Source organism: Amycolatopsis sp. AA4 (assembly GCF_002796545.1).
Taxonomy (GTDB): Bacteria; Actinomycetota; Actinomycetes; order Mycobacteriales; family Pseudonocardiaceae; genus Amycolatopsis.
Map to the genome: position 1 here is coordinate 8201576 of NZ_CP024894.1, position 21415 is coordinate 8222990.

Below are 21415 nucleotides of genomic sequence, written 5' to 3' on the forward strand. Positions count from 1 at the left end.
CAGAAGATGCCGGTCACCAGCCGCGTTCGCGCCACTCCGGCAAGCTCGGCCGCTCCGCGCCCAGTGTCGTGTCCTTGCCGTGGCCGGGGTAAACCCAAGTCTCGTCGGGCAATTCGCCGAAGATCTTCTCCTCCACGTCCCTCAGCAACGACGCGAAGCGAGCCGGGTCCTTCTCCGTGTTCCCGATTCCGCCCGGGAAAAGCGAATCCCCGGTGAAGACGTGCGGAATGCCTTCCGGGTCGCGATAAACGAGCGCGATGCTGCCCGGCGAATGACCGACCAGATGCCGAGCCGTCAACTCGACCTCGCCGACGCGGATGATGTCGCCGTCGTCCACCGGCACGTCGATGCGGGCCTTGATCCCGGCGATGTCGTCGCGGCCAGCATAAGTACGGGCGCCGGTTGCCTCGACGACCTCCTCCAGCGCGATCCAGTGGTCCCAGTGCTGGTGCGTCGTCACGATCGAAGCGAGACCACCGTCGCCGATCAGGGCTAGCAGGGTCTGCGGATCAGCCGCCGCGTCGATCAGCAGTTGTTCGCCGGTGGCACGGCAGCGCAGCAGGTACGCGTTGTTGTCGATCGTGCCGACGGAGACTTTCGAGATGGTCAGGCCGCTGGTCTCCCGCACGTCAGCGGGACCGCCGGTCGTCACCACTCCGGTGTAGGTCAATGGAGCTCCTCCCTCGTTACGACTCCAGAACCAAGCAGAAAGGCCGCCCCGACAGCAGGTCGAGACGGCCTCCCGCCAGAAAACCCGTCAGCCCAGCTTCTTGCCCGCCGAGCCCAGCGCCTGCGTAGCCTCGACCACGCGGGCCGCCATGCCGGCCTCCGCGGCCTTGAGGTAGCTGCGCGGGTCGTAGACCTTCTTGTTGCCGACCTCGCCGTCGATCTTCAGCACGCCGTCGTAGTTCTTGAAGAAGTGGTCCGCGATCGGACGGGTGAACGCGTACTGCGTGTCGGTGTCCACGTTCATCTTCACCACGCCGTACGACACCGCCTCGCGGATTTCCTCCGGGAGCGAGCCCGAACCGCCGTGGAAGACCAGTTCGAAGGGCTTCGAGCCGGCTGCCAGGCCGAGCTTCTCCGACACCACTTCCTGGCCGCGCTTGAGCACGTCCGGACGCAGCTTCACGTTGCCCGGCTTGTACACGCCGTGCACGTTGCCGAACGTCGCGGCCAGCAGGTAGCGGCCCTTCTCGCCGGCGCCGAGCGCGTCGACCGTCTTCACGAAGTCGCCCTCGGCGGTGTACAGCTTCTCGTTGATGTCGTGCGCGACGCCGTCTTCCTCGCCGCCGACGACGCCGATCTCGACCTCGAGGATGATCTTGGCCGCCGCCGCCTTGGCGAGCAGCTCCTGCGCGATCTTCAGGTTCTCGTCCAGGTCGATCGCCGAACCGTCCCACATGTGGGACTGGAACAGCGGCAGGCCGCCGCCCCGTACGCGTTCGGCGGAGATCTCGATCAGCGGGCGGACGAAGCCGTCCAGCTTGTCCTTCGGGCAGTGGTCGGTGTGCAGCGCGACGTTGACGTCGTACTTCGCCGCCACCACCTGAGCGAACTCGGCCAGCGCGGTCGCGCCGGTGACCATGTCCTTCACCTTCTGCCCGGACGCGAACTCCGCGCCGCCGGTGGAGAACTGGATGATCCCGTCGCTCTCCGCCTCGGCGAACCCGCGGATCGCGGCGTTCACGGTTTCCGACGAGGTCACGTTGATGGCCGGGTAGGCGAATTCGTCCTTCTTCGCCCGGTCGAGCATCTCCGCGTACACCTCGGGGGTGGCGATGGGCATCGGTTCCTCCTCGAGACGACTGGCTTCTACAGCGGCATCGTACGAGGTGGACCGGCCGGGGCGACCGGCCCTACCTCACACGAGACGAAACCGACTGGAGCGATTCAGAGCAGCTCGGCCGCGATTGCCCGGTAGGCAGGGAACGGATCCTCGTCCAGCGACTGCACGCTGACGTGGTCCGCGCCCGCGTCGAGGTGCGCCTGCAGGCCCTTGGCCAGCGCTTTTCCGTCGCCGTGGACGGCCAGCGCGTCGACCAGCCGGTCGCTGCCCTTCCCGGCGATGTCCTCCTCGGAGAAGCCGTATTTGCGCAGGTTCGCGGTGTAGTTGGACAGGCCGAGATAGAACTGCACCGTTTTGCGGCCGGTCTCGCGCGCCCGCTCCGGATCGGTGTCGAAGACGACCTTCTGCTCGGGCGCGAGCAACGCACCGGAGCCGATGATCTCGCGCGCGGCCCGGGTGTGGTCCGGGGTGGTCAGGTACGGGTGGGCGGCCGCGGTGCGGTCGCGGGCGAGTTCGAGCACCTTCGGGCCGAGCGCGGCCAGCGCGCGCGACTGCGTGGGCACGCCGGCCGCGTCGAGCGCGTCCAGGTAGTCGACCAGCGCCGCGTACGGCTTCTTGTACTCCTGCGTGTGCTCGCGGTGGCCCGCGCCGACGCCGAGCAGGAACCGGCCCGGGTGCTTTCGCTCGATCCGGTGGAAGGCCCGCGCGATGCTCTCGGGCGCGTCGGCCCAGATGTTCACGATCCCGGTCGCGATCTTGATCCGCTCGGTCGCGGCCAGCAGTTCGTCGACGATCGCCAGGTCGCCGCCGGGAGAACCGCCGAGCCAGATGGTGCCGTAGCCCAGTTTCTCCACCTCGGCGGCGAACGCGCTGTCCACCGCGGCCGACATCCGCCACACGCCTAGCTTGCCCAGTTCGATAGCCATGTCCCGCCCAACGCGCGAGAACCCGGTTTTCCTCCCGCTCCGGCCGGATTAGGTTCGAAAGCATGACGAAGCTCGGCACCACGGAACTGGATATCCACGGCCTCAACCTCGGCTGCAACGTCTTCGGCCACACTGCGGACGAACCCACGTCATTCGCTGTTCTCGACGCGTACACCGCGGCCGGCGGCAACTTCCTCGACACCGCCAACACCTACGGCGGCGGGGGCGGTTCCGAAACGATCATCGGCAACTGGTTCGCCAAGCGCGGCCGCCGCGACGACATCGTCCTCGCCACCAAGGTCGGCATGGGGGACCAGCGGCCCGGCCTCTCCGCGAAGAACATCGCCGCCGCGGTCGAAGAATCGTTGCGCCGTCTGCAGACCGACCACATCGACCTGTACTACGCACACAAGGACGATCTCGACACTCCGCTCGAAGAGACCCTCGGCGCGTTCGACCAGCTCGTCCGCGACGGCAAGGTCCGCTACATCGCGGCCTCCAACTACGAACCGGACCGGCTCGCCTCCGCACTGTCCATTTCGGACCAGAACGGCCTCGCCCGATACGTTGCCCTGCAACCGCATTACAACCTGGTCGAACGGGATTACGAGCGCGAGCTGGCCCCGCTCGTCGCCCGGGAGAACCTGGTGACGTTGCCGTATTTCGGACTGGCCAAGGGATTCCTCACCGGCAAGTACCGTTCGAAGGACGAGCCGGGCGACTCGCCGCGTGCTCCGCGGGCGCTGGAATACCTCGACGCACGGGGCGAACGCGTGCTCGCCGCGCTGGACGAGGTGGCCGCCGCGCACCAGGCCTCGGTCGCCACTGTGGCGCTCGCGTGGCTCCGGCAGCAGCCGACCGTCGCCGCGCCGATCGCCAGCGCGCGCAACCCGGAACAGCTGGTCGACCTGCTCGCCTCGGTCGAGCTGAACCTGACCGACGCCGAACTCACCGCTTTGGGCGAAGCGTCGAACTGATACTTACCGAGGAGTAGCTTACTGCGGGTAGGTTGTTGTACGGTGCCCTCCGGACAGGCGAAAACCGGCTCAGGAGGGCACCGTGGCTCAGAAGCAGGTCGACGGCAAGGTCGTGCTCATCACCGGAGCCGCTCGCGGGATCGGAGCCGGCCTGGCCGAGCGGCTCGCCGCGCGCGGCGCCAAGGTCGCTCTCGTCGGGCTCGAGGCCGACGAACAGGAAGCGGTCGCCAAGCGGATCGGGCCCAGCGCGAAGTCCTGGGAAGCCGACGTGACCAGCTGGGACGACCTCGAGCGCGTCACCGCGGGCGTGGTCGAGCAATTCGGCGGCATAGACATCGTCATCGCCAACGCGGGCATCGCGACCGCCGGGTTCGTGCGCTCGGTGGACCGCGCCGCGTTCGAGCGGGTGATCGAGGTCGACCTGCTCGGCGTGTGGCGCACGTTCCGCGTGACGATGCCGCACGTCATCGAACGCCGCGGTTACCTGCTCGGCATCTCCTCGCTCGCCGCGATCACGCACGCGCCCGGCATGGCGAACTACGCAGCCGCGAAGGCGGGCGTCGAGGCGTTCTGCAACAGCCTCCGCGCAGAGGTCGCGCACCTCGGCGTGAAGGTCGGCGTCGCGCACCCCACCTGGATCCGCACCGACCTGGTCGAAAGCGCCGACGCGCACCCGGTGTTCGGCAAGCTGCGCGCCGGGATGCCGGGCCTGCTCGGCAAGACCTACCCGCTGGACGTCGCGCTCGACGACCTCGAGGCCGGGATTCTGCGCCGCGCCCGCACGATCCACGTGCCACGCTGGGTCGGCGGCCTGAAGCTGCTGCGCTCGTTCCTGCCGCCGATCGTCGAACTCGGCGCGCGGACTCGGGTGCCGGCGGCGGACCGGGCCGCGCTGAAGGACGTCGAGGAACGCGGCGCGTTCGAGTCGTCGGTCAACGGCCACGGCGGGCGCGCGGCCACCAAGCGCAGCTGAGGAGCGCCATGTCCCGTCGCGACCAGATCCGGATGACGCCGGAGGAGGTGCAGGCCTACCTGGCCGAGCAGAAGGTCATCAACGTGGCCTCGATCGGCCCGAACGGCAGGCCGCACCTCACCGCCCTCTGGTACTACCCGCACGAGGGCGGGGTCGCGACGTGGACGTATGGCACCTCGCAGAAAGCGAAGAACCTGCGCCGGCTGCCCGAGGCCACCGTGCTGATCGAAAGCGGCGAATCGTACGACCAGCTGCGCGGGCTCTCCTTCGAGGCGGACGTCGAGTTCGTCGAGGACACCGAGCAGGTCACGGCCATGGGGATCGCGCTGATGATGCGCTACTCCGGGGCCGAACCGGGTGCGCCGGTTCCGGACGAGCTGCGGACCTTCATCGAACGGCAGGCCCCGAAGCGGGTCGGGCTCGTCCTGCGTCCGACGAAGATCGCGAGCTGGGACCACTCGAAACTCGGCGGCGGTTACTAGGGGAGCAGGGCGACGAAGCTCAGCCCGGATGTGCGTTCCGCCAGGTCGAGAGCGGATTCCGGATCGTCCAGGCCTACCTTCAGCAGCTCCACGGCGGAGAGGTCCAGCGCCCCCGAGCGGACGAGGTGCCACACCGTCCGCACCGTCTCGTCGTCGCTCATCCACGAGCCGCGCAGGGTGAGTCGGCGGTGCATGAATTCGCCGTACGGGATGGTCAAGTCCTGGCGTACGCCGCCGACGAGCACGAGGGTCCCGCCCACCCGGAGGCTGTCGTAGGCGGCCATCGTCGCGTCCGCCGTCGGGGTGGCACCGAGCGCGTCGAGGGCGACGTCGACCGGACCGATCGCCGCCGCATCCGTGGCGCGATCGCCGGTCAGCTGGTGGGTACGCACGCGCGGGCCAAGTTCGGCCAGGCGGTCGAGCGCCGCTTTGTTGCGCCCCACCGCCGTCACCGTCGCCGCGCCTTCCGCCAGCGCCAGCAGCACCGCGGCCCCGCCCATCTGACCGGTCGCACCGATGACCGCGACGTCGCGGCCAGCCAGCGAACCCGCGGTGTGCAGGCCAGCCGCGGCAACGCAAAGCCATGGCAGGAACGCCAGCCGCGCCGGGTCGGGGTAATTCTCCGCTCCAGGCAGTATGACCATCGTTTCCTTGGCGCACAACGCTTTCTCCGCGAAGGCACCGTCGCGCCACACCTCGCGCATGCGGTCCGTGCGCTCGTTGCTGCCGGAGGCGCCGAGGCCGACCCAGCCGACCAGGATTTCGTCGCCGTCGCCCGCGTTGAGCAGCGCGGTGTCCAGCACGATGTCGCCCGGCGCGACATGGAAGACGTCCGGCGCGACGGCGGTCACGCGGCCAATGCACGACGGGCCGAGGATCAATGGGACCGGCAGTCCGCCGCGACCGCCGGTCACCACCGCGTTCGTGTAGGCCGGGAGATGCGCGGCGAGCACCTCCACGACTACGCCACCGCCTTGCAGCGCGGGTTCCGGCACTTCAGAGAGACGCAGGCCTTGTGCGTCAACGTTCCAAGCTCGCATAGGACCCAGCCTCGCGCGCCGTTAAGCTGGTATCCAGAATCGCGTTATTCTGGTACTGGAGGTTCTAGGGTGAGCGTCGAACTGGGCACCTTCCTCCGCAGCCGCCGCGAGCGAATCTCCCCGGCCGACGCGGGCCTGCCGGTCACCGGACGCCGTCGCACGCCCGGGTTGCGCCGCGAGGAGCTGGCCCTGCTGGCCGGAATCAGCGCCACCTGGCTCACCTACCTCGAACAGGGCCGCGACGTCCGCCCGTCCGACCAGGTGCTCGACGCCTTGGCCCGGGCCCTGCGGCTGACCAGCACCGAGCAGGAACACCTGCGCCGCCTCGCCGACGGCGGCGCGACCCCCGAGGACGCACCCGAGGAAGCCGCGCCCGAGGTCGCGGGCGTCCCGGCGATGCTGGGCGACCACCCCGCGTACGTCACCGGCATCTGCTACGACCTGCTCGCCTGCAACGACGCCGCCGCGGAGCTGTTCCAGCACATCGAACCGGGCGCGAACGTCGTCCGCTGGATGTTCACCGAGCCCGCCGCCCGCGAGATCCTCCTCGACTGGGAGCAGGAGGCGCGCAACATCCTGGCCCGGCTGCGCGCGATCGCCGGACGGCATCCCGGCCACCCTCGCGTGACCCGGCTGGTGGCCGAGCTGACCGAGGCGAGCCCCGAGGTCCGACAGTGGTGGCCGCAGTACGAAATCCAGTTCAGCCACGCAGGTCAGAAGCGCTTTCGGCATCCAAGGCTTGGCGCGGTGACGGCGACGCACGCCGCGTTCCACGTGGCCGAGCGCCCGGAGCAGACACTCGTCGTCTATCGCCTGCCGAGCGGTACTGACGAGTAGGAAGTACTTTCGAGTAACTGTTACCTGAGGTAACATCAACGCTGCCAGACCCCCAGCGCAGCGGAGGCCGACAAGATGACCGAGCGGTTCAAGGTCGTGATCGTGGGCACCGGGTTTTCCGGGCTCGGCCAGGCGATCCAGCTCGAAAAAGCGGGCATCCGGGACTACGTGATCCTGGAAAAGGCCGACGAGGTCGGCGGCACCTGGCGGGACAACTCGTACCCGGGCTGCGCGTGCGACGTGCAGTCGCACATGTACTCGTTCTCCTACGCGCAGAACCCGGACTGGAGCCGGTCGTTCTCGCCGCAGCCGGAGATCTTCGACTACCTCAAGGGCGTCGCCGACAAGTACCGGCTGCGCGAGAAGATCCGGTTCGGCACCGAGATCACCGGCGCGCACTGGGACGAGGGCGAACGCCGCTGGACGGTGGAAACCAAGGGCGGCACCGAGTTCTCCGCGCAGTTCCTCGTCGCCGGCGTCGGCGGACTGCACATTCCGCAGATCCCGAAACTGCCCGGGATCTCCAAGTTCAAGGGCCAGACCTGGCATTCGGCGCAGTGGAACCACGAGTTCGACTTGGCGGGCAAGCGGGTCGCGGTGATCGGCACCGGCGCGAGTGCGGTGCAGTTCGTGCCCAAGATCGCGCCCGAGGTCGGCGAACTGACGCTGTTCCAGCGCACGCCGCCGTGGATCATGCCGAAGCCGGACCACGCGATGCCGGGCTGGGCGAGGCAGTTGTTCAAGCGCGTGCCGGGAACCCAGCGGCTGTACCGCAACGCGTTGTACTGGATGCTCGAATCCCGCGCGATCGGCTTCAACGGGCATCCGAAGCTCATGCAGGCCGCGGAAATCCTCGCGCGCCGGCACATCGCGAAGGGCATCAAAGACCCCGTACTGCGCCGGAAAGTCACGCCCGACTACACGATGGGCTGCAAACGCGTCCTGCTGTCGAATGACTACTTCCCCGCGCTGGACCGGCCGAACGTCGACGTCGTCACCGACGGTGTGGCCGAGGTCCGCGCGCACAGCATCGTCGACACCGCCGGGGTCGAGCACGAGGTCGACGCGATCATCTACGGCACCGGTTTCAAGGTGACCGACGCGCTGGAGTACCTCGACATCACCGGCGTCGGCGGCCGCGATCTCGCGAAAACCTGGGCCACCGAAGGGATCCAGACGCACAAGGGGATCACCGTGTCCGGGTTCCCCAACCTGTTCTTCCTGCTCGGCCCGAACACCGCGCTCGGCCACAACTCCGTGGTGTTCATGATCGAATCGCAGTCCCGTTACGTGGTCGACGCGATCCGGCTGGCCGATTCCCGCGGCGCGGCGGCACTGGACGTGCGGCCGTCGGTCCAGGACGAATTCCAGCAGCAGATCCAGGAAAAACTCGTCAAGGGCGTGTGGACCCAGGGCGGCTGCAAGAGCTGGTACCTCGACGCGAAGGGCGTCAACCGGACGATCTGGCCGGGCTTCACGTGGCGGTACTGGCTGGAGACGCGGCGCGTCGAGCCGAGCGACTACGAGCTGAGCGGCCGGTCATGAGTGCCGACCACGAGCAGATCGTCCTGCACGCCAGGGACGTGGCGTTCGACTGGTCGAAACTGCCGATGCACTGGATTCCCGGGCACCCGCAGGCCACGCACAGCATCAACGTGCTGCACCTGGCGCTGCCCGAGGGCGAACGCTGGTTCGTCGAGGTGTTCAAGCAGGCCGTTCCGCTGATCCGCGACGAGCGGCTCAAGGAGGACGTGCTCGGGTTCATCGGCCAGGAGGCGATGCACGCCGTGGCGCACGACGGCGCGGCGGAACACCTGGAGTCCGCCGGGGTTTCCGTGCGGCCGTACATCGCGCAGATGGAGTGGATGTTCCGGCGGCTGCTCGGCGACCGGCCCGGAGCGAGCCGGGAATGGCTGATCGAACGGCTGGCGCTGATCGCCGCGATCGAGCACTACACGGCGTTTCTCGGCCAGTGGATCCTCGACGCGAAGGAACTCGACGCCGCCGGGGCCGACGAGACGATGCTGGATCTTCTTCGCTGGCACGGCGCGGAGGAGGTCGAGCACCGGTCGGTGGCGTACGACCTGTTCTGCCACCTCGACGGCCGTTACGGTCGGCGGGTGCGGTCGATGCTCGTGGTGACACCGGTGCTGGCGTGGATTTTCCTGCGCGGCACCCGTTTCCTGATGAAGAACGACCCGACGCGTCCTGGCCGCACCAGCTGGCGGGCCTACCGGCGCGCCGCCCGCCAGGGCCTGCTGCCCGGACCGCGCGAACTGCTGCGCGAAATCCGGCCGTATTTCCGGAAGTCCTATCACCCCACCGAAACCGGCAACACCGACCAGGCGGTGGCGTACCTGGCGAGTTCGCCCGCGGCCCAGGCCGCCGACGCTCCGCGATGACCGCACCGCAGTTCCCGCCCCGGCTCGACGGCAGCGGCAGGCGCGACCGGCTGATGTCCACTTTGGTCGCGGTCGGAGCGGCTTATCGCAAGCTGGCCGAGGTTTCCGACCGACGGCGTCCGCCCGTGCGGGAGGTCGACCGCCGTCTGCCGTTGGTCGTCGACGCCGTGCGCACCGAAGCCGACGACGTGGTGAGTCTCCGGCTCGTGCGGCCGGACGGAAACCCGCTCCCCGCTTGGCGTCCCGGCGCGCATCTCGACCTGCTGCTGCCTTCCGGAACGGTGCGCCAATACTCGCTGTGCGGCTCGCCTTCCGACCTGTCGCATTACCGGATTGCCGTGCGGCGCATCGGTTCCGCGTCCGCTGAGGTGCACGCGCTCACGGCCGGAACTCGCGTGACAGTACGCGGGCCGCGCAACGCTTTCCCGTTCGTCAGCGCGCCCGCGTACCACTTCGTGGCGGGCGGAATCGGGATCACGCCGATCCTGCCGATGGTGCGGCGCGCGGAGGAGAGCGGCGCGGAGTGGCGGCTGGTCTACACCGGCCGTTCCCGGGAGTCGATGCCGTTTCTCGACGAACTCCCGGCCGAGCGGGTGCGGATCCGGCCGGACACGGAGTTCGGCATCCCGGCGTCCGGCGCGGAACTGCTGGAGGAAATGCCCGCCGGCGCCTCGGTGTACTGCTGCGGCCCGATGCCGATGATCACCAGTGTCCGCGTCGATCTGGCCCGCACGGACGCCGCGGCGGTCTACTTCGAACGGTTCTCGCCGCCGCCCATCGTGGACGGCGAGCCCTTCCGCGTGGTCCTGCGCCGCAGCGGGCTCACGCTCGACGTGCCCGCCGACCGCTCCACGCTCGACCTGGTGCGCGAGGTGCTGCCGGACGTGCCGTACTCGTGCCGCCAGGGCTTCTGCGGCACCTGCGAGGTGGCGGCCGAGGACGGCGGGCGCGTGCGGATCTGCGTCGACCGCGGGCCCGCCGTCCTGGAGCTCTAGTTCTGCGCGGGGACCCAGTCGCCGAGCACCGGCTTGAACTCGCGAACCGTGCGCTCGGCCACGACGCCCTCGAGCGCGTACGGGTCGTTGTCGATCAGCTCGGTCAGCGCCGCCTCGTCCTCGGCCTGCCAGAGCACCAGCCCGCCGGAGTTGTCGGCGAGCGGCCCGGCGACCGCGACCCGGCCCGCGGCGACGTGCTCTTTCAGGTACTCCCGGTGCCGCGGCCGGACGTCGGCCAGCTTCTCCTGGACGTAGCGGATTTCGACGAGGTACCAGGCCATGCGCTTACTCCCGGGGTGAGCACGACAGTGACCCCGCAGACGCTACCGGTGACCGCCGGGCGGACGCACCATGCGAGCGGTGGCAGCGGGAGGCCAACCCGATAGGCTAGGCGCGGGCGGAACCTGTGCGCACGCTGTGCCTATCGCGCGCCAATGGGCCTGCTGAGCGGACATGTCGAGGACAGGCGGGGATACATGCTGGAGGGGAACGCGGAACGCAGCGTCGAGGCGACCCTCGGCCACCTGCGGACCATGGACGGGCCGGTCCCGGCGCAGCCGCCGGCCGCCCCGCTGACCCTGGAAGACCTCTACCGGCAGCACCGGATGCGGCTCGTGCGGCTGGCCATCCTGCTGGTCGACGAACCGGCCACGGCCGAGGACGTCGTGCAGGAGGCCTTCACCGGCCTGCACCGCAACTGGGGCAGGCTGCGCGACGCCGCCGCGGCGGTCGGCTACCTGCGCACCGCGGTGGTCAACGGATCGCGCAGCGTGCTGCGCCGGCGCAAGACCGCCCGCGAGTACGTGCCCCCGCACGCGGTGAACGCCCGGTCCGCGGAAAGCCTCGCGATGCTCTCCAGCGAGCACCAGGCCGTGGTCAGCGCCCTGTCGAAGCTTCCGCCGCGCCAGCGCGAGGTGCTCGTGCTGCGCTACTACGGCGGCCTGAGCGAAGCGGAGATTTCGGAAGCCGCGGGCATTTCGAAGGGCACCGTGAAGTCAACCGCCAGCCGGGCGCTGGAGGCGTTGCAGAAGGCAATGCAGCCGCCGCAGTGACCTGGGCGGACCAATCTCGCGCTGGTCGGCCCTCCTTGGTCCAGACCAATATATGCTGGGTCGCGTGAAGCACCCCGGAGACTTCGTCATCACGGGCGGCCGCGTCGTGGCCCCGGACCGCGTACTCGACGACGGCTGGCTCGCCGTGTCCGGCGGACAGATCGCCGCGGTAGGCACCGGAACGCCCCCGAGCAGCCCGGACACCGCGACGGTCGACGTCGCCGGGGCGCTGGTCGTGCCCGGTTTCATCGACACGCATTGCCACGGCGGCGGCGGAGCGTCCTTCTCGACGCTCGACCCGGACGAGATCCGCACCGCGGTCCGCGCGCACCGCAGGCACGGCACCACGACCATGCTCGCGAGCCTGGTCTCCGACCCGATCGACCTGCTCACCGAGCAGATCGCCGCGCTGCGCGAACTCGTGCAGGAGGGCGACCTCGCGGGCATCCACCTGGAGGGCCCGTTCATCTCGCGCGCCCGCTGCGGGGCCCACGATCCGGACACTCTGCGTGAACCGGACACCGGCACCGTCGAGAAGCTGCTGCGCGCCGGGCACGGCACCATCCGGATGGTCACGCTCGCGCCGGAGCTGAACGGCGGCGTCAAGGCCGTCCGGCAGCTCGCCGAATCGGGGGTGCTCGCCGCGATCGGCCACACCGACGGCGTCGCCGACCAGCTGGTCCCGGCCATCGACGCCGGCGCGACGGTCGCCACCCACCTGTTCAACGGCATGCGCCCGCTGCACCACCGCGAACCGGGTCCGGTCGGCGTGCTGCTGGACGACGAGCGCGTGACCGTCGAGCTGATCTGCGACCTGGTGCACCTGCACCCGACGGTCGTGCGGCTGGCCGCGCAGCACGCGGGCCGCGGCCGGACCGTGCTGATCACCGACGCCATGTCGGCCACCGACGCCGCAGACGGCCGCTACACGCTGGGCCGGCTGGAGGTCGACGTCCACGACGGCGTCGCCACCCTGGACAACGGTTCGCTGGCCGGCAGCACGTTGACCATGGACAACGCCTTCCGGAACCTGGTGAAGGGCGCCAAACTCGACGTGCTGGACGCCGTCCGGGCGACGTCGGCGCGACCCGCCGAACTGCTCGGCATCGCCGACCGCACCGGCGCGCTGCGTCCCGGCCTTGCCGCGGACGCCGTGATCCTGGACGACGACCTGCGCCCGGCCCGGGTCCTGCACCGGGGCGAATGGGTGGCCGAGGCGGGCCGGGCTACCTTGAGTACGTGACGGCCTAGCACTTCGACAGGCGGACGGAGCGGATGAGCGAGCCGAAAGACCCGGAACGGTTACTGGCCGACGCGCTGCGCGCACAAGCCGTCTTCGCTCCGCACGTCGCGGCGAACCCGGTCGACGAGCAGGCCGCTTCCGACGCTTCCGGGAGCGGCTCCGCGGTCCAGCCCGGCGCTTCCGGCACCGGCTCGTTCAGCGCGGCGGGCGGTCCCGGCATCTCCGGCCCCGGCGCCGCCGGAACCGGTTCGTTCGGGGCCTCGGCCGCGACCGGGGCGCCGTCCCAGACCGGCCCCACCACCGAACTGCCGCCCAACTACGGCCTGCTGTCCGGGGCGGGCGCGGACTCGCTCGCCCGCGAACGCGCCGCCCTCGACGCGGCCGACCACACTTCGCCCGGCGCCACCGGTTCGATCCCGCCGGCCGGGTCCGCCGACGCGACCGTCCGCCGCCCCGCCCAGGCGCCCCAGAACGGCCCGCTGCCCGCGCACTGGGTCCTGCTGCTGGCGGTGCTGCTCGGCCTCGCCGCCGGGTCCGTCATCGGCCTGCTGACGCTGATCTGAGCCCCCGCCCGCCCCGGCTTGCCCGGACGGCCATCCCGGCGGGCACTCCCGGGCCGAGTTCTTCACCTCGATCCCACACCGATGACCTGCGATTCCTTGCCCGATGAGGTCGCACTGAGTCACCCTGTACCGTTTTCGGTGTGATTCTCGCCCAGAACACAGTGACCACCATGTCCCTGCTGCCGTCGTGGCTGGACCCGCAGCATCTGCTGAACGGGTTGACGGTCCCCGTGATCGCCGTGCTGTGCTTGATCATCTTCATCGAGAGCAGCGTCTTCCCGATCCTGCCCGGCGACTCGCTGCTCTTCACCGCGGGCCTGTTCATCGCGAACGGCACGCTGAAGGCCCCGCTCTGGCTGGTGTGCGTGCTGGTCACGGTCGCCGCGCTGCTGGGCAACGTCGTCGGCTACTACCTCGGCTACTTCGTCGGGCCGAAGCTGTTCAGCAGGCCGGATTCGAGGTTCTTCAAGCAGGAGCACGTCGACAAGACGCACGAATTCCTGGAGAGGCACGGCCCGAAGGCCGTCGTGCTGGCCCGCTTTGTGCCGCTCGTGCGGACGTTCATCACCTGGATCGCCGGCATCGGCCGGATGGACCCGAAGCGCTACTTCACGTACACGGTCATCGGCGGCATCCTGTGGGCCGCGGGCATCACCGTGCTGGGGTCGCTGCTGGGCAACATCGGCTTCATCCGCAACAACGTCGACTCGATCTTCATCCTCATCGTGCTGGTCTCGGTGGTGCCGATCCTGATCGAGTACCTGCGCAACCGCCGCGAGAAGAAGGCCCGGGCGGCCGACAATTCCGCCGACGTCACGCAGCAGATCCCGCGCGTGCGCGACTGACTTTCCGCGTTCGGCCGAAGCGGCGTCCGGGGTTTCCGGACGCCGCTTCGTTCGTATCCGGGCCTCGCGGTTCAGTCGGCCATGGAGAACATCGAGCCCGGGTTGAAGAGGTTTTCCGGGTCGAGGGCCTGTTTGATCTGCCGGTGCACGCGGATCCCGACCGGGCCGATCTCGCGGGCGAGCCATTCGCGCTTGATCTTGCCGACGCCGTGTTCGCCGGTCACCGTGCCGCCGAGCGACAGGCCGACCTCGAGGATCTCGTCGAACGCCTGCTGGGCGCGCGCGAACTCGTCCTCGGAATCGGGCGCGTACACGATGGTCGGGTGCATGTTCCCGTCCCCGGCGTGGCCGACGACGGCGATCTTGAGGCCGACTTTTTCGCTGATCCGTTCGCAGCCGCGGATCAGCTCGGAGATCCGGGTGCGGGGCACGCTGACGTCGTCGGTGAGCCAGACGCCGTAGGTCTCCAGCGCGGTCAGCACGACGCGGCGGGCCTGCAGCAGCATCTTGCCCTCTTCGAGGTCGTCCGTGGCGTAGACGAGGTCGGCGCCGCAGTCGGTGCAGATCTGCTCGAGCAGCGCCAGTTCGCGCCGCGCCGCCTCGCCGCCGGCGTCGGACTGGCCGAGCAGCAGCGCCTGACAGTCCGAGCCCGCGCCGAGGTCGGTGTTCAGGTAGGTCTCGGACGCCTTGATCGACGCCGCGTCCATGATCTCCAGCAGCGACGGCACCAGTCCCTCGCGCACCGCGCGCGCGACCGCCTCGCCGGCCGCCTCGGTGGTGTTGAAGCCGGCGACGAAAGTGGCCGGGGCCTGGGGGAGCGGCCGCAGCGAGACGGTCGCCTGGGTGATCACGCCGAGCGTGCCCTCGCTGCCGATGAACAGCTTCGTGAGGTCGTAGCCCGCGACGCCTTTCACCGTGCGGCGGCCGGTTTTCAGCAGCGATCCGTCGGCGAGCACGACCTCGAGACCGAGCACCGAATCGGTGGTCACGCCGTATTTCACGCAGCAGAGGCCGCCCGCGTTGGTGGAAAGGTTGCCGCCGATGGTGCACCAGTCGTAGCTGGAGGGGTCGGGCGGATAGAACAGGCCGTGCTTCTCGACCGCGGACCGGAAGTCGAGGTTGACGACGCCCGGCTGCACGACGGCGAGCCGGTTGCCCGCGTCGACCTCGAGAATCTCGTTCAGCTTCGTCACCGAGAGCACGACACAGCCGTCGATCGCGTTGGCCGCGCCGGAAAGCCCGCTGCCCGCCCCGCGCGGCACGATGGGGACTCTCGCTTCGGCACAGGCCCGGACCGTCGCCTGGACTCCCGCGGTATCCGCCGGAAGCACTACCGCCAACGGTTTTCCCGAGGGAGCGAGCGGCATCATGTCGCGCGCGTAGGCGTCGGTGACGTCAGCGTCGGTGAGCACCGCGGCCGGGCCGAGGTCGTCCCGAAGCCGCTGGAGGAGGGCGTCGTTGCTCATCTCCGCATGGTAAACCGGGATCTCCGCAGTGCGGAATATTAATTCCGATATTAGCTGGTCCGCTGGGTGCGCAGCACGGTGTCGCGCGTGTGCGCCGTGCCCGGCGGGGCCGGTGCCACCCGCGGTCGGCTTTCGTTGACGAGCACGGTCCACTCGTCGCCGAGCGCCCGCACGATGTCGTCCGGCTGGCAGTATTCGGCGTGTTCCGGCGACAGATCCCGCGGATCGTGACTGGCGAAGAGGAAAGTCCCGCCGGGCGCGACGGCGTCGAGCAGTTTCCGCACCAGCCGGCCGTCCTTGCGGAGCGGGAAATACTGGACGCTGACCAGGTCGAACGCCCTCGCCGGAAGCGGACTCGCGGCCAGGTCCGAACACACCCAGGCGATCCCGGCCTTGGCGGCGGCCGCCCGCTCCAGCGCGGTGCGCGAGATGTCGAGAGCGGTCACCTGCCATCCGCGCGCGGCCAGCCAGCGCGCGTCAGCCCCTTCGCCGCACCCGACGTCCAACGCCTGCCCCGGTGCCAGCCCCTCGATTTCGGTGACGAGCACCCCGTTGGGCTCGCCGCTGAACACTTGCCCGCGGCTGCGGTAGAGATCTTCCCAGTACTGCGCGTCTTTCCCCGACGGAGCCATTTTCGCTGCCACCTCCGCCGTTCACGATTCCGCTGACCGCGCCGGACGACAAGGTTCTTTGCCGGAACCGCAAAATCAGTTCCGGAGGTTCTCCAGGTCGGCCAGCAGGTCCGGGTGTTTCGGCTCCCAGCCGAGTGCTTGCTGGGTGTGCGCGCTGGACGCGGGCTGATCGGTCGCGAAGATCGGACCGAGCGGACCGTACGTCTCCTCCGGCACCGATTCGACCGGCAGCCCCAACCGCCGTCCGATCACCTCGGCGGTGCCCCGGACCGGAACGCCTTCCTCGGACACCGCATGCCACGACGTGCCGGCTTCTGCCTTCTCCAGAGCGAGCCGGAAGAGAACCGCCGCGTCGAGCGCGTGCACCGCCGGCCAGCGCTGCGTGCCGTCGCCGGGATACCCGGAGACTCCCGTCTGCCGGGCGATGTTGGTCAGCAGGCCGGCAAACCCGCCCTCGCCGTTGTTGTGCACCGTGCGTGGCAGGCGTACCGCGGACGTCCGAACCCCTCGATCCGCGAACCCCAGCACCTCGGCGACCGTGCGCCCTCGCCCGCCGACCGGCCCGTCCGTCGCAACGGGATCAGCCTCGGTCGACGCGCGTCCTGGCGTGTACGGAGTCCCCGAAACCGTGACCAACGGCCGATCGCTTCCGACGAGCGCCTCCGCCTGCACCTTGAGCGCCGCGGTCTCCTCGGCGACGGCGTTCGCCAAGGCTTCGTCGCTGCTGAACGCATTGGCGAAGGCGAGGTGGATCACCCCGCCAGCCTTGGCCGCGGACTCGCGGATGACGTCGAGGTCAGCCAGCGACCCCCGCACCGGCTCAGCGCCTGCCTTCTCGACCGCCTCGGCGGAGGCTTGCGACCGAGCGAGCACGAGTACGGCATGGCCGTTGTTGACGAGTTCAGCGACGACCGCGGAGCCGACCAACCCGGTCCCTCCGGTGACGAACACGCGCATGAATCTCTCCTGGGGAGGCGATGGGACTCTTGTCCCGTCAGACGCTACCAGAGCGACGGGACAAAGGTCTCATCACATAGGATGGGACGCATGGCCCGATGGGAACCCGGAGCACGCGAACGCCTGGTCGTCGCGGCCGTCGACCTATTCGCCGAACAGGGCTACGACGCCACGACGGTCGCGCAGATCGCCGAGCGCGCGGGCGTCACCAAGAGCACGTTCTTCCGGCACTTCCCGGACAAGCGGGAGCTGCTGGTGGCCGGGCAGGAAACGCTGAGCAAGCTGCTGGCGGAGGGAATCTCCGACGCGCCCGCCGACGCCAGCCCCCTGGACGCGGTCGCCGAGGGCCTACGCCGCGCGGCGACCGCGATGGGCCCGATGAACCGGGAACTCGCTCCTCGTTTGAAGACCGCCGTCGCGGCGAGCACGGAGCTCCAGGAGCGGGACGCGTTGAAGAGCGTGGGTCTCGCTGCCGCGATGACCGCCGCCCTGACCGCCCGAGGCCTGCCCGAAGCTACTGCGGCGCTGGCCAGCGAGTTGGGGGTGTTGGCGTTTAAGCGGGGGTATGCGGAGTGGTCGGAGAGCGCCCACTCGACCGAGGCCGACCCGACTCCGGCGGCGTATCTGGTGGCCGCACTGGAGGAGCTTCGGGCGGCAAGCGCTTCGTTGGGCTGATCCCGGAGGGCGACGTTGTTCCGCCGCAGCCTCGGATGGCCGCTGACGGAGCAGCGACAAGCGCTTCACCGGGCTGACCAAGGAGAATCCGAGCTGAGCCCGAGGAATCACCCCGGGGGGCCGTTTCCGACATCTGCTCCGGGCAAGCGTCGACCGCCCAGCCGGACTATTTCCCTTGCACAGCAACGGAAACTGCGGCTCCCGCCAAGCCACCTGAGGTCGGTTTCGCTTGCGGTCCAACCGCAGCGCCGTCACGGAGGACTGCCAGGCGGTGCTCGGCAGCTCCGCATCCTCGGCGATGGACTGGGCGGCGCGGCGGCAACGCGCCCAGGGTGTCGCGCGCAGGAGCCGCTTGCCTCCGCAGCGTTTCCCTGGCCCAGCAACCGAAACCGGGTCGCCCGTCAGGCAGGCGGCTTTCGTTCGCCTGCCTGACAGGGCCGGGTCACGCGGACATCGCGGACTCCTCTCGCCGAGGCGCCTGCGGGCGATTTCGCTTACGGCCCAGCAGGAAGTACGCCTGCAGTGCCGTGTACACGAGGATCGCGGCACCCACCCACGCGCTCGTGTGCAGCGCGGTCACGAAGGACTCACGGGCGGTGTTCAGCAGCTCCGCTCCCTCGGCGGCGGGCAGGCCGTGCGCGGTGGCTACTGCGCCGCCCAGGGTGTCGTGGGCTGCGGCGGGCGCGGTGGCGGGCAGGCCGGACTGGTAGACCGCCGTGGCGAGGCTGCCCAGCAGGGCGGTGCCCAGGGCGCCGCCGAGTTCGTAGCCCGTTTCCGAGATCGCCGACGCGGCACCGGCGCGGTTGACCGGGGCGGCGGAGATCACGAGGTCGTTCGTCAGGGTTTCCGACAGCGCCACGCCGCCGCCGACCAGGACGAACGCCACTACCACCGCGGCCAGCCCGGCGTCGGCGCCGATGGTGGTCAGCACCAGGAAGCCGGCCGCGCCGAGCAGCAGGCCGAGGCTGATCAGGACCGGCACCCGCACTCGGCGGGCGAGCCACGCGGCGGCCAGGGCGCCGACGACTCCGGCGACCGTCGCGGGCAGCATCCACAACGCCGCGACCAGCGGCTTCAGGCGGAGCACCAGCTGCAGGTACTGCGGCAGCAGGAACAGCAACCCGACCAGCGCGAACACGCCCAGCAGGTTGGTGATCACCGATCCGGCGAACTTGCGGTTGGCGAACAGCCCGAGGTCGAGCATCGGCTGCGCAAGCCGCCGCTGCCGGCGCACGAACACCACGCCCAGCACGAGCCCGAGCACCATCGCGGCGCCGGCCGACCAGGACATCCCCTCCGTCGCGGCGATCTTCACGCCGTAGACGACCGGCAGCATCGTGCCGAGCGACAGCAGCGCCGACCACGGGTCGAAGCGGCCCGGGTTCGGGTCGCGGAACTCCGGCAGCAGCAACGGACCCGCGACGAGCAGCAGGACCATCACCGGCACGTTGATCAGGAAGACCGAACCCCACCAGAAGTGCTCGAGCAGCCAGCCGCCGACGACCGGGCCGACCGCCATCCCGCCGGAGAACGCCGCGCTCCAGATCGCGACCGCGGTGCGCCGCGTGCGGTCCTCGGTGAAGATGCTGCGGATCAGCGACAGCGTGGACGGCATCAGCGTCGCACCGCCGACGCCCAGCAGCGCCCGCGCGACGATCAGCATCAGCGGCGACGTCGCGAACGCCGCCAGCACCGACGCCGCGCCGAACGCGGCACCGCCGATGAGCAGCAGCCGCCGCCTGCCGATCCGGTCGCCCAGCGTGCCCATGAAGACCAGCAATCCGGCCAGGACGAACGAGTAGACGTCGACGATCCACAGCTGTTCCGCGCCCGTGGGCGCGAGGTCCTCGCTGAGATAGGGCAGGGCGAACCCCAGGACTGTCGTGTCCACGCTGATCAGGAGCACTGGCAGCACCAGCACTGCCAAAGCCCACCACTGGCCTCCGCGCCGCACCATGGCGCACTCTTCCTTCCTTGTACCGTCCAGACGGTACAGTTTTGGTCCTGAGGTAGAAGGTAAACCGTCTGGACGGTATAGTCAAGGTGATGGCTAAACCTTCAGCACGTGAACGCATCCTCGGTTCGTACGAGGTCATCCTCGCCGACCGCGGCCCGGCCGAGATCACGCTCGACGCGGTCGCGGCGCACGCCGGCGTGTCCAAGGGCGGCCTGCTCTACCACTTCGGTTCGAAGGACGCCCTGCGCGACGGCCTGCTCGAACGCCTGGAGCGGCTGACCGACGACGACCTCGAACGCGCACGCACCGCACCGGAGGGCGTGGTGCGGTACTACCTGCGCTCGGCGATCACCGACGTCACGAGCGACCTGGCGCTGCACCGCACGACGATGGCCGCGCTCCGCCTGGTGCTCAACGACCCGATCGCGGCGGAGGTGTCGCGCCGCTGCACCGAGCGCACCCGCGCGCTGATGCTGGAGCACATCGAGGACCCGCTGACCGCGGAACTGGTGATGCTGGTCGGCGAGGGCCTCTACATGCGCGCGGCGCTGGGCGAGGAGGCGACGGACAGCCTGCTGGCCCAGGTCGACGAAATCGCGGACCGGATCGTGGCGGGGGCACCGGCCAAGGCGACTGTGGCGGCCGGACAGCGGGAGGACTGAGGCGCGGGGATCGCTGCGCGGGGTGAGAGGTCAGCGCGTTGGGGCCAGCTCCGAGGCGCTCCCGTGCCGGGCCGCCAAGCCACCTCCTAGGCGAAACCGAGCGAGCCCGCGCACGCGCCCGATCCTCATCGTGGGCACCAGCTGGCGCTCACGCACGGCGGAAGTCAGCACATCCGAATCCGCCACGCCGAACAGCCAAGCCACGCCCGATCCCGTGCCCTCGGGCGAAACCCATCCAGCGAACCAAACCGCGCCGCCACGCACGGCGAAACCCAGCGTCCGGACCAGCCCAGAACGACACCGGGCAGCTATCCGACCTCACGCACCCCCGCGAAAGCCAGGCGAAGCCCAGCCAAAACTCACCGAACCAACCCGTACACCCGCTCGATCTCCACGGTCAACACCAGCCGCCGATCCGCCACCATCGCCGCCCGGTACTCGTCCCAATCCGGATGCTCGCCCGCCACCTTGCGGTACAGCGCGATCAACGCCTCCACCGCCTCGTCGTCCGGGGCCGCGGCGACCGGCGACAGCACCGCCCGTCCCTCCGCCACCGCGTAGGACCACCCATTCGAGGACGCCACGTGGTAGCTCACCCGCGGATCCCGGCGCATGTTCTTCGTCTTCGCGCGCGTGTCCGTGATCGACACCTGGATCTGGCGCGCCTCGCGGTCGAAGTAATGGGTCACCGTCGACAGCTGCGGGCGGCCGTCTCGTTTCAGGGTCGCGAGCACGCCCTGCTTGCCCGCCGCGATGAGGTCGTAGAGCGCTGTGTCGTCAGTCATACCCCTATGAAGGCCCGCCCAACGCGATCTGTTCCCGCCCAAACCCGCGATGACCAGCGCCGTCCCCATATCGGGAGAAACCGGACGACACCCCTCCGGTTAACATCTGCTTGCATGCGGCAACTAAAGTGTCATGTGACACAACCATGGGTCGGCC

General features: G+C 69.7%; 23 protein-coding genes. 13 read left to right on the forward strand and 10 right to left on the reverse strand.

Annotated elements, in window-relative coordinates:
• Positions 1-13: 13 nt before the first annotated feature.
• From CU254_RS38000 to CU254_RS38010, 3 genes are all read right to left on the reverse strand, one after another.
• Positions 14-670 carry an MBL fold metallo-hydrolase gene (locus CU254_RS38000; RefSeq protein WP_009084891.1) on the reverse strand — a complete coding sequence of 219 codons (657 nt, stop codon included), beginning with the start codon at positions 668-670 and terminating at the stop codon, positions 14-16.
• 87 nt (positions 671-757) lie between these two features.
• Complete coding sequence (gene fbaA, locus CU254_RS38005; RefSeq protein ID WP_009084893.1) at positions 758-1789, reverse strand: class II fructose-bisphosphate aldolase; 1032 nt, start codon at positions 1787-1789, stop codon at positions 758-760.
• Positions 1790-1893: 104 nt separating this feature from the next.
• Entirely contained in the window at positions 1894-2715 is an 822-nt protein-coding gene (locus CU254_RS38010) for an LLM class F420-dependent oxidoreductase (protein WP_009084895.1), read from the reverse strand.
• A gap of 62 nt (positions 2716-2777) precedes the next feature.
• Here CU254_RS38010 and CU254_RS38015 point away from each other — a divergent pair, with 62 nt between their 5' ends.
• The 3 genes from CU254_RS38015 (at position 2778) to CU254_RS38025 (ending at position 5147) form a co-directional block, all read left to right on the forward strand.
• A complete protein-coding gene (locus CU254_RS38015; RefSeq protein ID WP_009084897.1) occupies positions 2778-3692 on the forward strand; it encodes an aldo/keto reductase in 915 nt (304 codons plus the stop codon).
• A gap of 82 nt (positions 3693-3774) precedes the next feature.
• On the forward strand, positions 3775-4665 hold the full coding sequence (locus tag CU254_RS38020; protein WP_009084899.1) for an SDR family oxidoreductase: 891 nt from the start codon (positions 3775-3777) through the stop codon (positions 4663-4665).
• A gap of 8 nt (positions 4666-4673) precedes the next feature.
• The gene (locus CU254_RS38025; protein WP_037716190.1) at positions 4674-5147 is read left to right on the forward strand and encodes a pyridoxamine 5'-phosphate oxidase family protein; all 474 of its coding nucleotides are present in this window, start codon (positions 4674-4676) and stop codon (positions 5145-5147) included.
• On the opposite strand, the gene CU254_RS38030 is transcribed toward CU254_RS38025, so the two are convergent.
• The gene (locus CU254_RS38030; RefSeq protein WP_234392785.1) at positions 5144-6142 is read right to left on the reverse strand and encodes a zinc-binding dehydrogenase; all 999 of its coding nucleotides are present in this window, start codon (positions 6140-6142) and stop codon (positions 5144-5146) included. The two genes, CU254_RS38025 and CU254_RS38030, sit on opposite strands and share 4 nt — an antisense overlap.
• Before the next feature lie 114 nt (positions 6143-6256).
• Here CU254_RS38030 and CU254_RS38035 point away from each other — a divergent pair, with 114 nt between their 5' ends.
• From CU254_RS38035 to CU254_RS38050, 4 genes are all read left to right on the forward strand, one after another.
• Positions 6257-7024, forward strand: coding sequence for a helix-turn-helix transcriptional regulator (locus CU254_RS38035; protein ID WP_037716192.1), 768 nt, complete (start codon positions 6257-6259; stop codon positions 7022-7024).
• Positions 7025-7099: 75 nt separating this feature from the next.
• Positions 7100-8569, forward strand: a complete 1470-nt coding sequence (locus tag CU254_RS38040) for an NAD(P)/FAD-dependent oxidoreductase (protein ID WP_009084907.1) — start codon at positions 7100-7102, stop codon at positions 8567-8569.
• Positions 8566-9426 (forward strand): metal-dependent hydrolase, encoded by an 861-nt coding sequence (locus CU254_RS38045; RefSeq protein ID WP_009084909.1) that lies wholly within the window; start codon positions 8566-8568, stop codon positions 9424-9426. The genes CU254_RS38040 and CU254_RS38045 overlap by 4 nt, the downstream gene beginning before the upstream one ends.
• Positions 9423-10421, forward strand: coding sequence for a PDR/VanB family oxidoreductase (locus tag CU254_RS38050; RefSeq protein WP_009084910.1), 999 nt, complete (start codon positions 9423-9425; stop codon positions 10419-10421). Before CU254_RS38045 ends, CU254_RS38050 begins: the two co-directional genes overlap by 4 nt.
• On the opposite strand, the gene CU254_RS38055 is transcribed toward CU254_RS38050, so the two are convergent.
• Entirely contained in the window at positions 10418-10702 is a 285-nt protein-coding gene (locus CU254_RS38055; protein WP_009084912.1) for a YciI family protein, read from the reverse strand. The genes CU254_RS38050 and CU254_RS38055 overlap by 4 nt on opposite strands.
• Positions 10703-10897: 195 nt before the next feature.
• Between CU254_RS38055 and CU254_RS38060 the strand changes: the two genes are divergently transcribed.
• From CU254_RS38060 to CU254_RS38075, 4 genes are all read left to right on the forward strand, one after another.
• A complete protein-coding gene (locus CU254_RS38060; protein ID WP_050788522.1) occupies positions 10898-11473 on the forward strand; it encodes a SigE family RNA polymerase sigma factor in 576 nt (191 codons plus the stop codon).
• Between the two features lie 52 nt (positions 11474-11525).
• Entirely contained in the window at positions 11526-12716 is a 1191-nt protein-coding gene (nagA, locus tag CU254_RS38065; RefSeq protein WP_037716197.1) for an N-acetylglucosamine-6-phosphate deacetylase, read from the forward strand.
• A 32-nt stretch (positions 12717-12748) separates the two neighbouring features.
• Positions 12749-13279 carry a hypothetical protein gene (locus tag CU254_RS38070; RefSeq protein WP_009084918.1) on the forward strand — a complete coding sequence of 177 codons (531 nt, stop codon included), beginning with the start codon at positions 12749-12751 and terminating at the stop codon, positions 13277-13279.
• A 140-nt stretch (positions 13280-13419) separates the two neighbouring features.
• Positions 13420-14124, forward strand: coding sequence for a DedA family protein (locus CU254_RS38075; protein ID WP_009084919.1), 705 nt, complete (start codon positions 13420-13422; stop codon positions 14122-14124).
• A gap of 71 nt (positions 14125-14195) precedes the next feature.
• Here CU254_RS38075 and CU254_RS38080 read toward each other — a convergent pair whose 3' ends face one another.
• The 3 genes from CU254_RS38080 to CU254_RS38090 form a co-directional block, all read right to left on the reverse strand.
• Positions 14196-15590, reverse strand: a complete 1395-nt coding sequence (locus CU254_RS38080; RefSeq protein WP_009084921.1) for an FAD-binding oxidoreductase — start codon at positions 15588-15590, stop codon at positions 14196-14198.
• A gap of 50 nt (positions 15591-15640) precedes the next feature.
• Positions 15641-16222: a bifunctional 2-polyprenyl-6-hydroxyphenol methylase/3-demethylubiquinol 3-O-methyltransferase UbiG gene (locus CU254_RS38085; RefSeq protein ID WP_037716200.1), complete on the reverse strand. Its 582-nt coding sequence runs from the start codon at positions 16220-16222 to the stop codon at positions 15641-15643.
• Positions 16223-16297: 75 nt separating this feature from the next.
• Positions 16298-17179, reverse strand: a complete 882-nt coding sequence (locus CU254_RS38090; RefSeq protein WP_009084925.1) for an SDR family oxidoreductase — start codon at positions 17177-17179, stop codon at positions 16298-16300.
• 90 nt (positions 17180-17269) lie between these two features.
• On the opposite strand from CU254_RS38090, the gene CU254_RS38095 reads away from it, so the two are divergent.
• Complete coding sequence (locus CU254_RS38095; protein WP_009084928.1) at positions 17270-17854, forward strand: TetR/AcrR family transcriptional regulator; 585 nt, start codon at positions 17270-17272, stop codon at positions 17852-17854.
• A gap of 442 nt (positions 17855-18296) precedes the next feature.
• Here the strand turns inward: CU254_RS38095 and CU254_RS38100 are convergent, their stop codons facing one another.
• Positions 18297-19811: an MFS transporter gene (locus tag CU254_RS38100; RefSeq protein ID WP_009084930.1), complete on the reverse strand. Its 1515-nt coding sequence runs from the start codon at positions 19809-19811 to the stop codon at positions 18297-18299.
• Between the two features lie 89 nt (positions 19812-19900).
• Here CU254_RS38100 and CU254_RS38105 point away from each other — a divergent pair, with 89 nt between their 5' ends.
• Positions 19901-20473: a TetR/AcrR family transcriptional regulator gene (locus CU254_RS38105; protein WP_009084933.1), complete on the forward strand. Its 573-nt coding sequence runs from the start codon at positions 19901-19903 to the stop codon at positions 20471-20473.
• Positions 20474-20832: 359 nt separating this feature from the next.
• Here CU254_RS38105 and CU254_RS38110 read toward each other — a convergent pair whose 3' ends face one another.
• A complete protein-coding gene (locus tag CU254_RS38110; protein WP_009084935.1) occupies positions 20833-21258 on the reverse strand; it encodes a PPOX class F420-dependent oxidoreductase in 426 nt (141 codons plus the stop codon).
• Between the last annotated feature and the right edge of the window lie 157 nt (positions 21259-21415).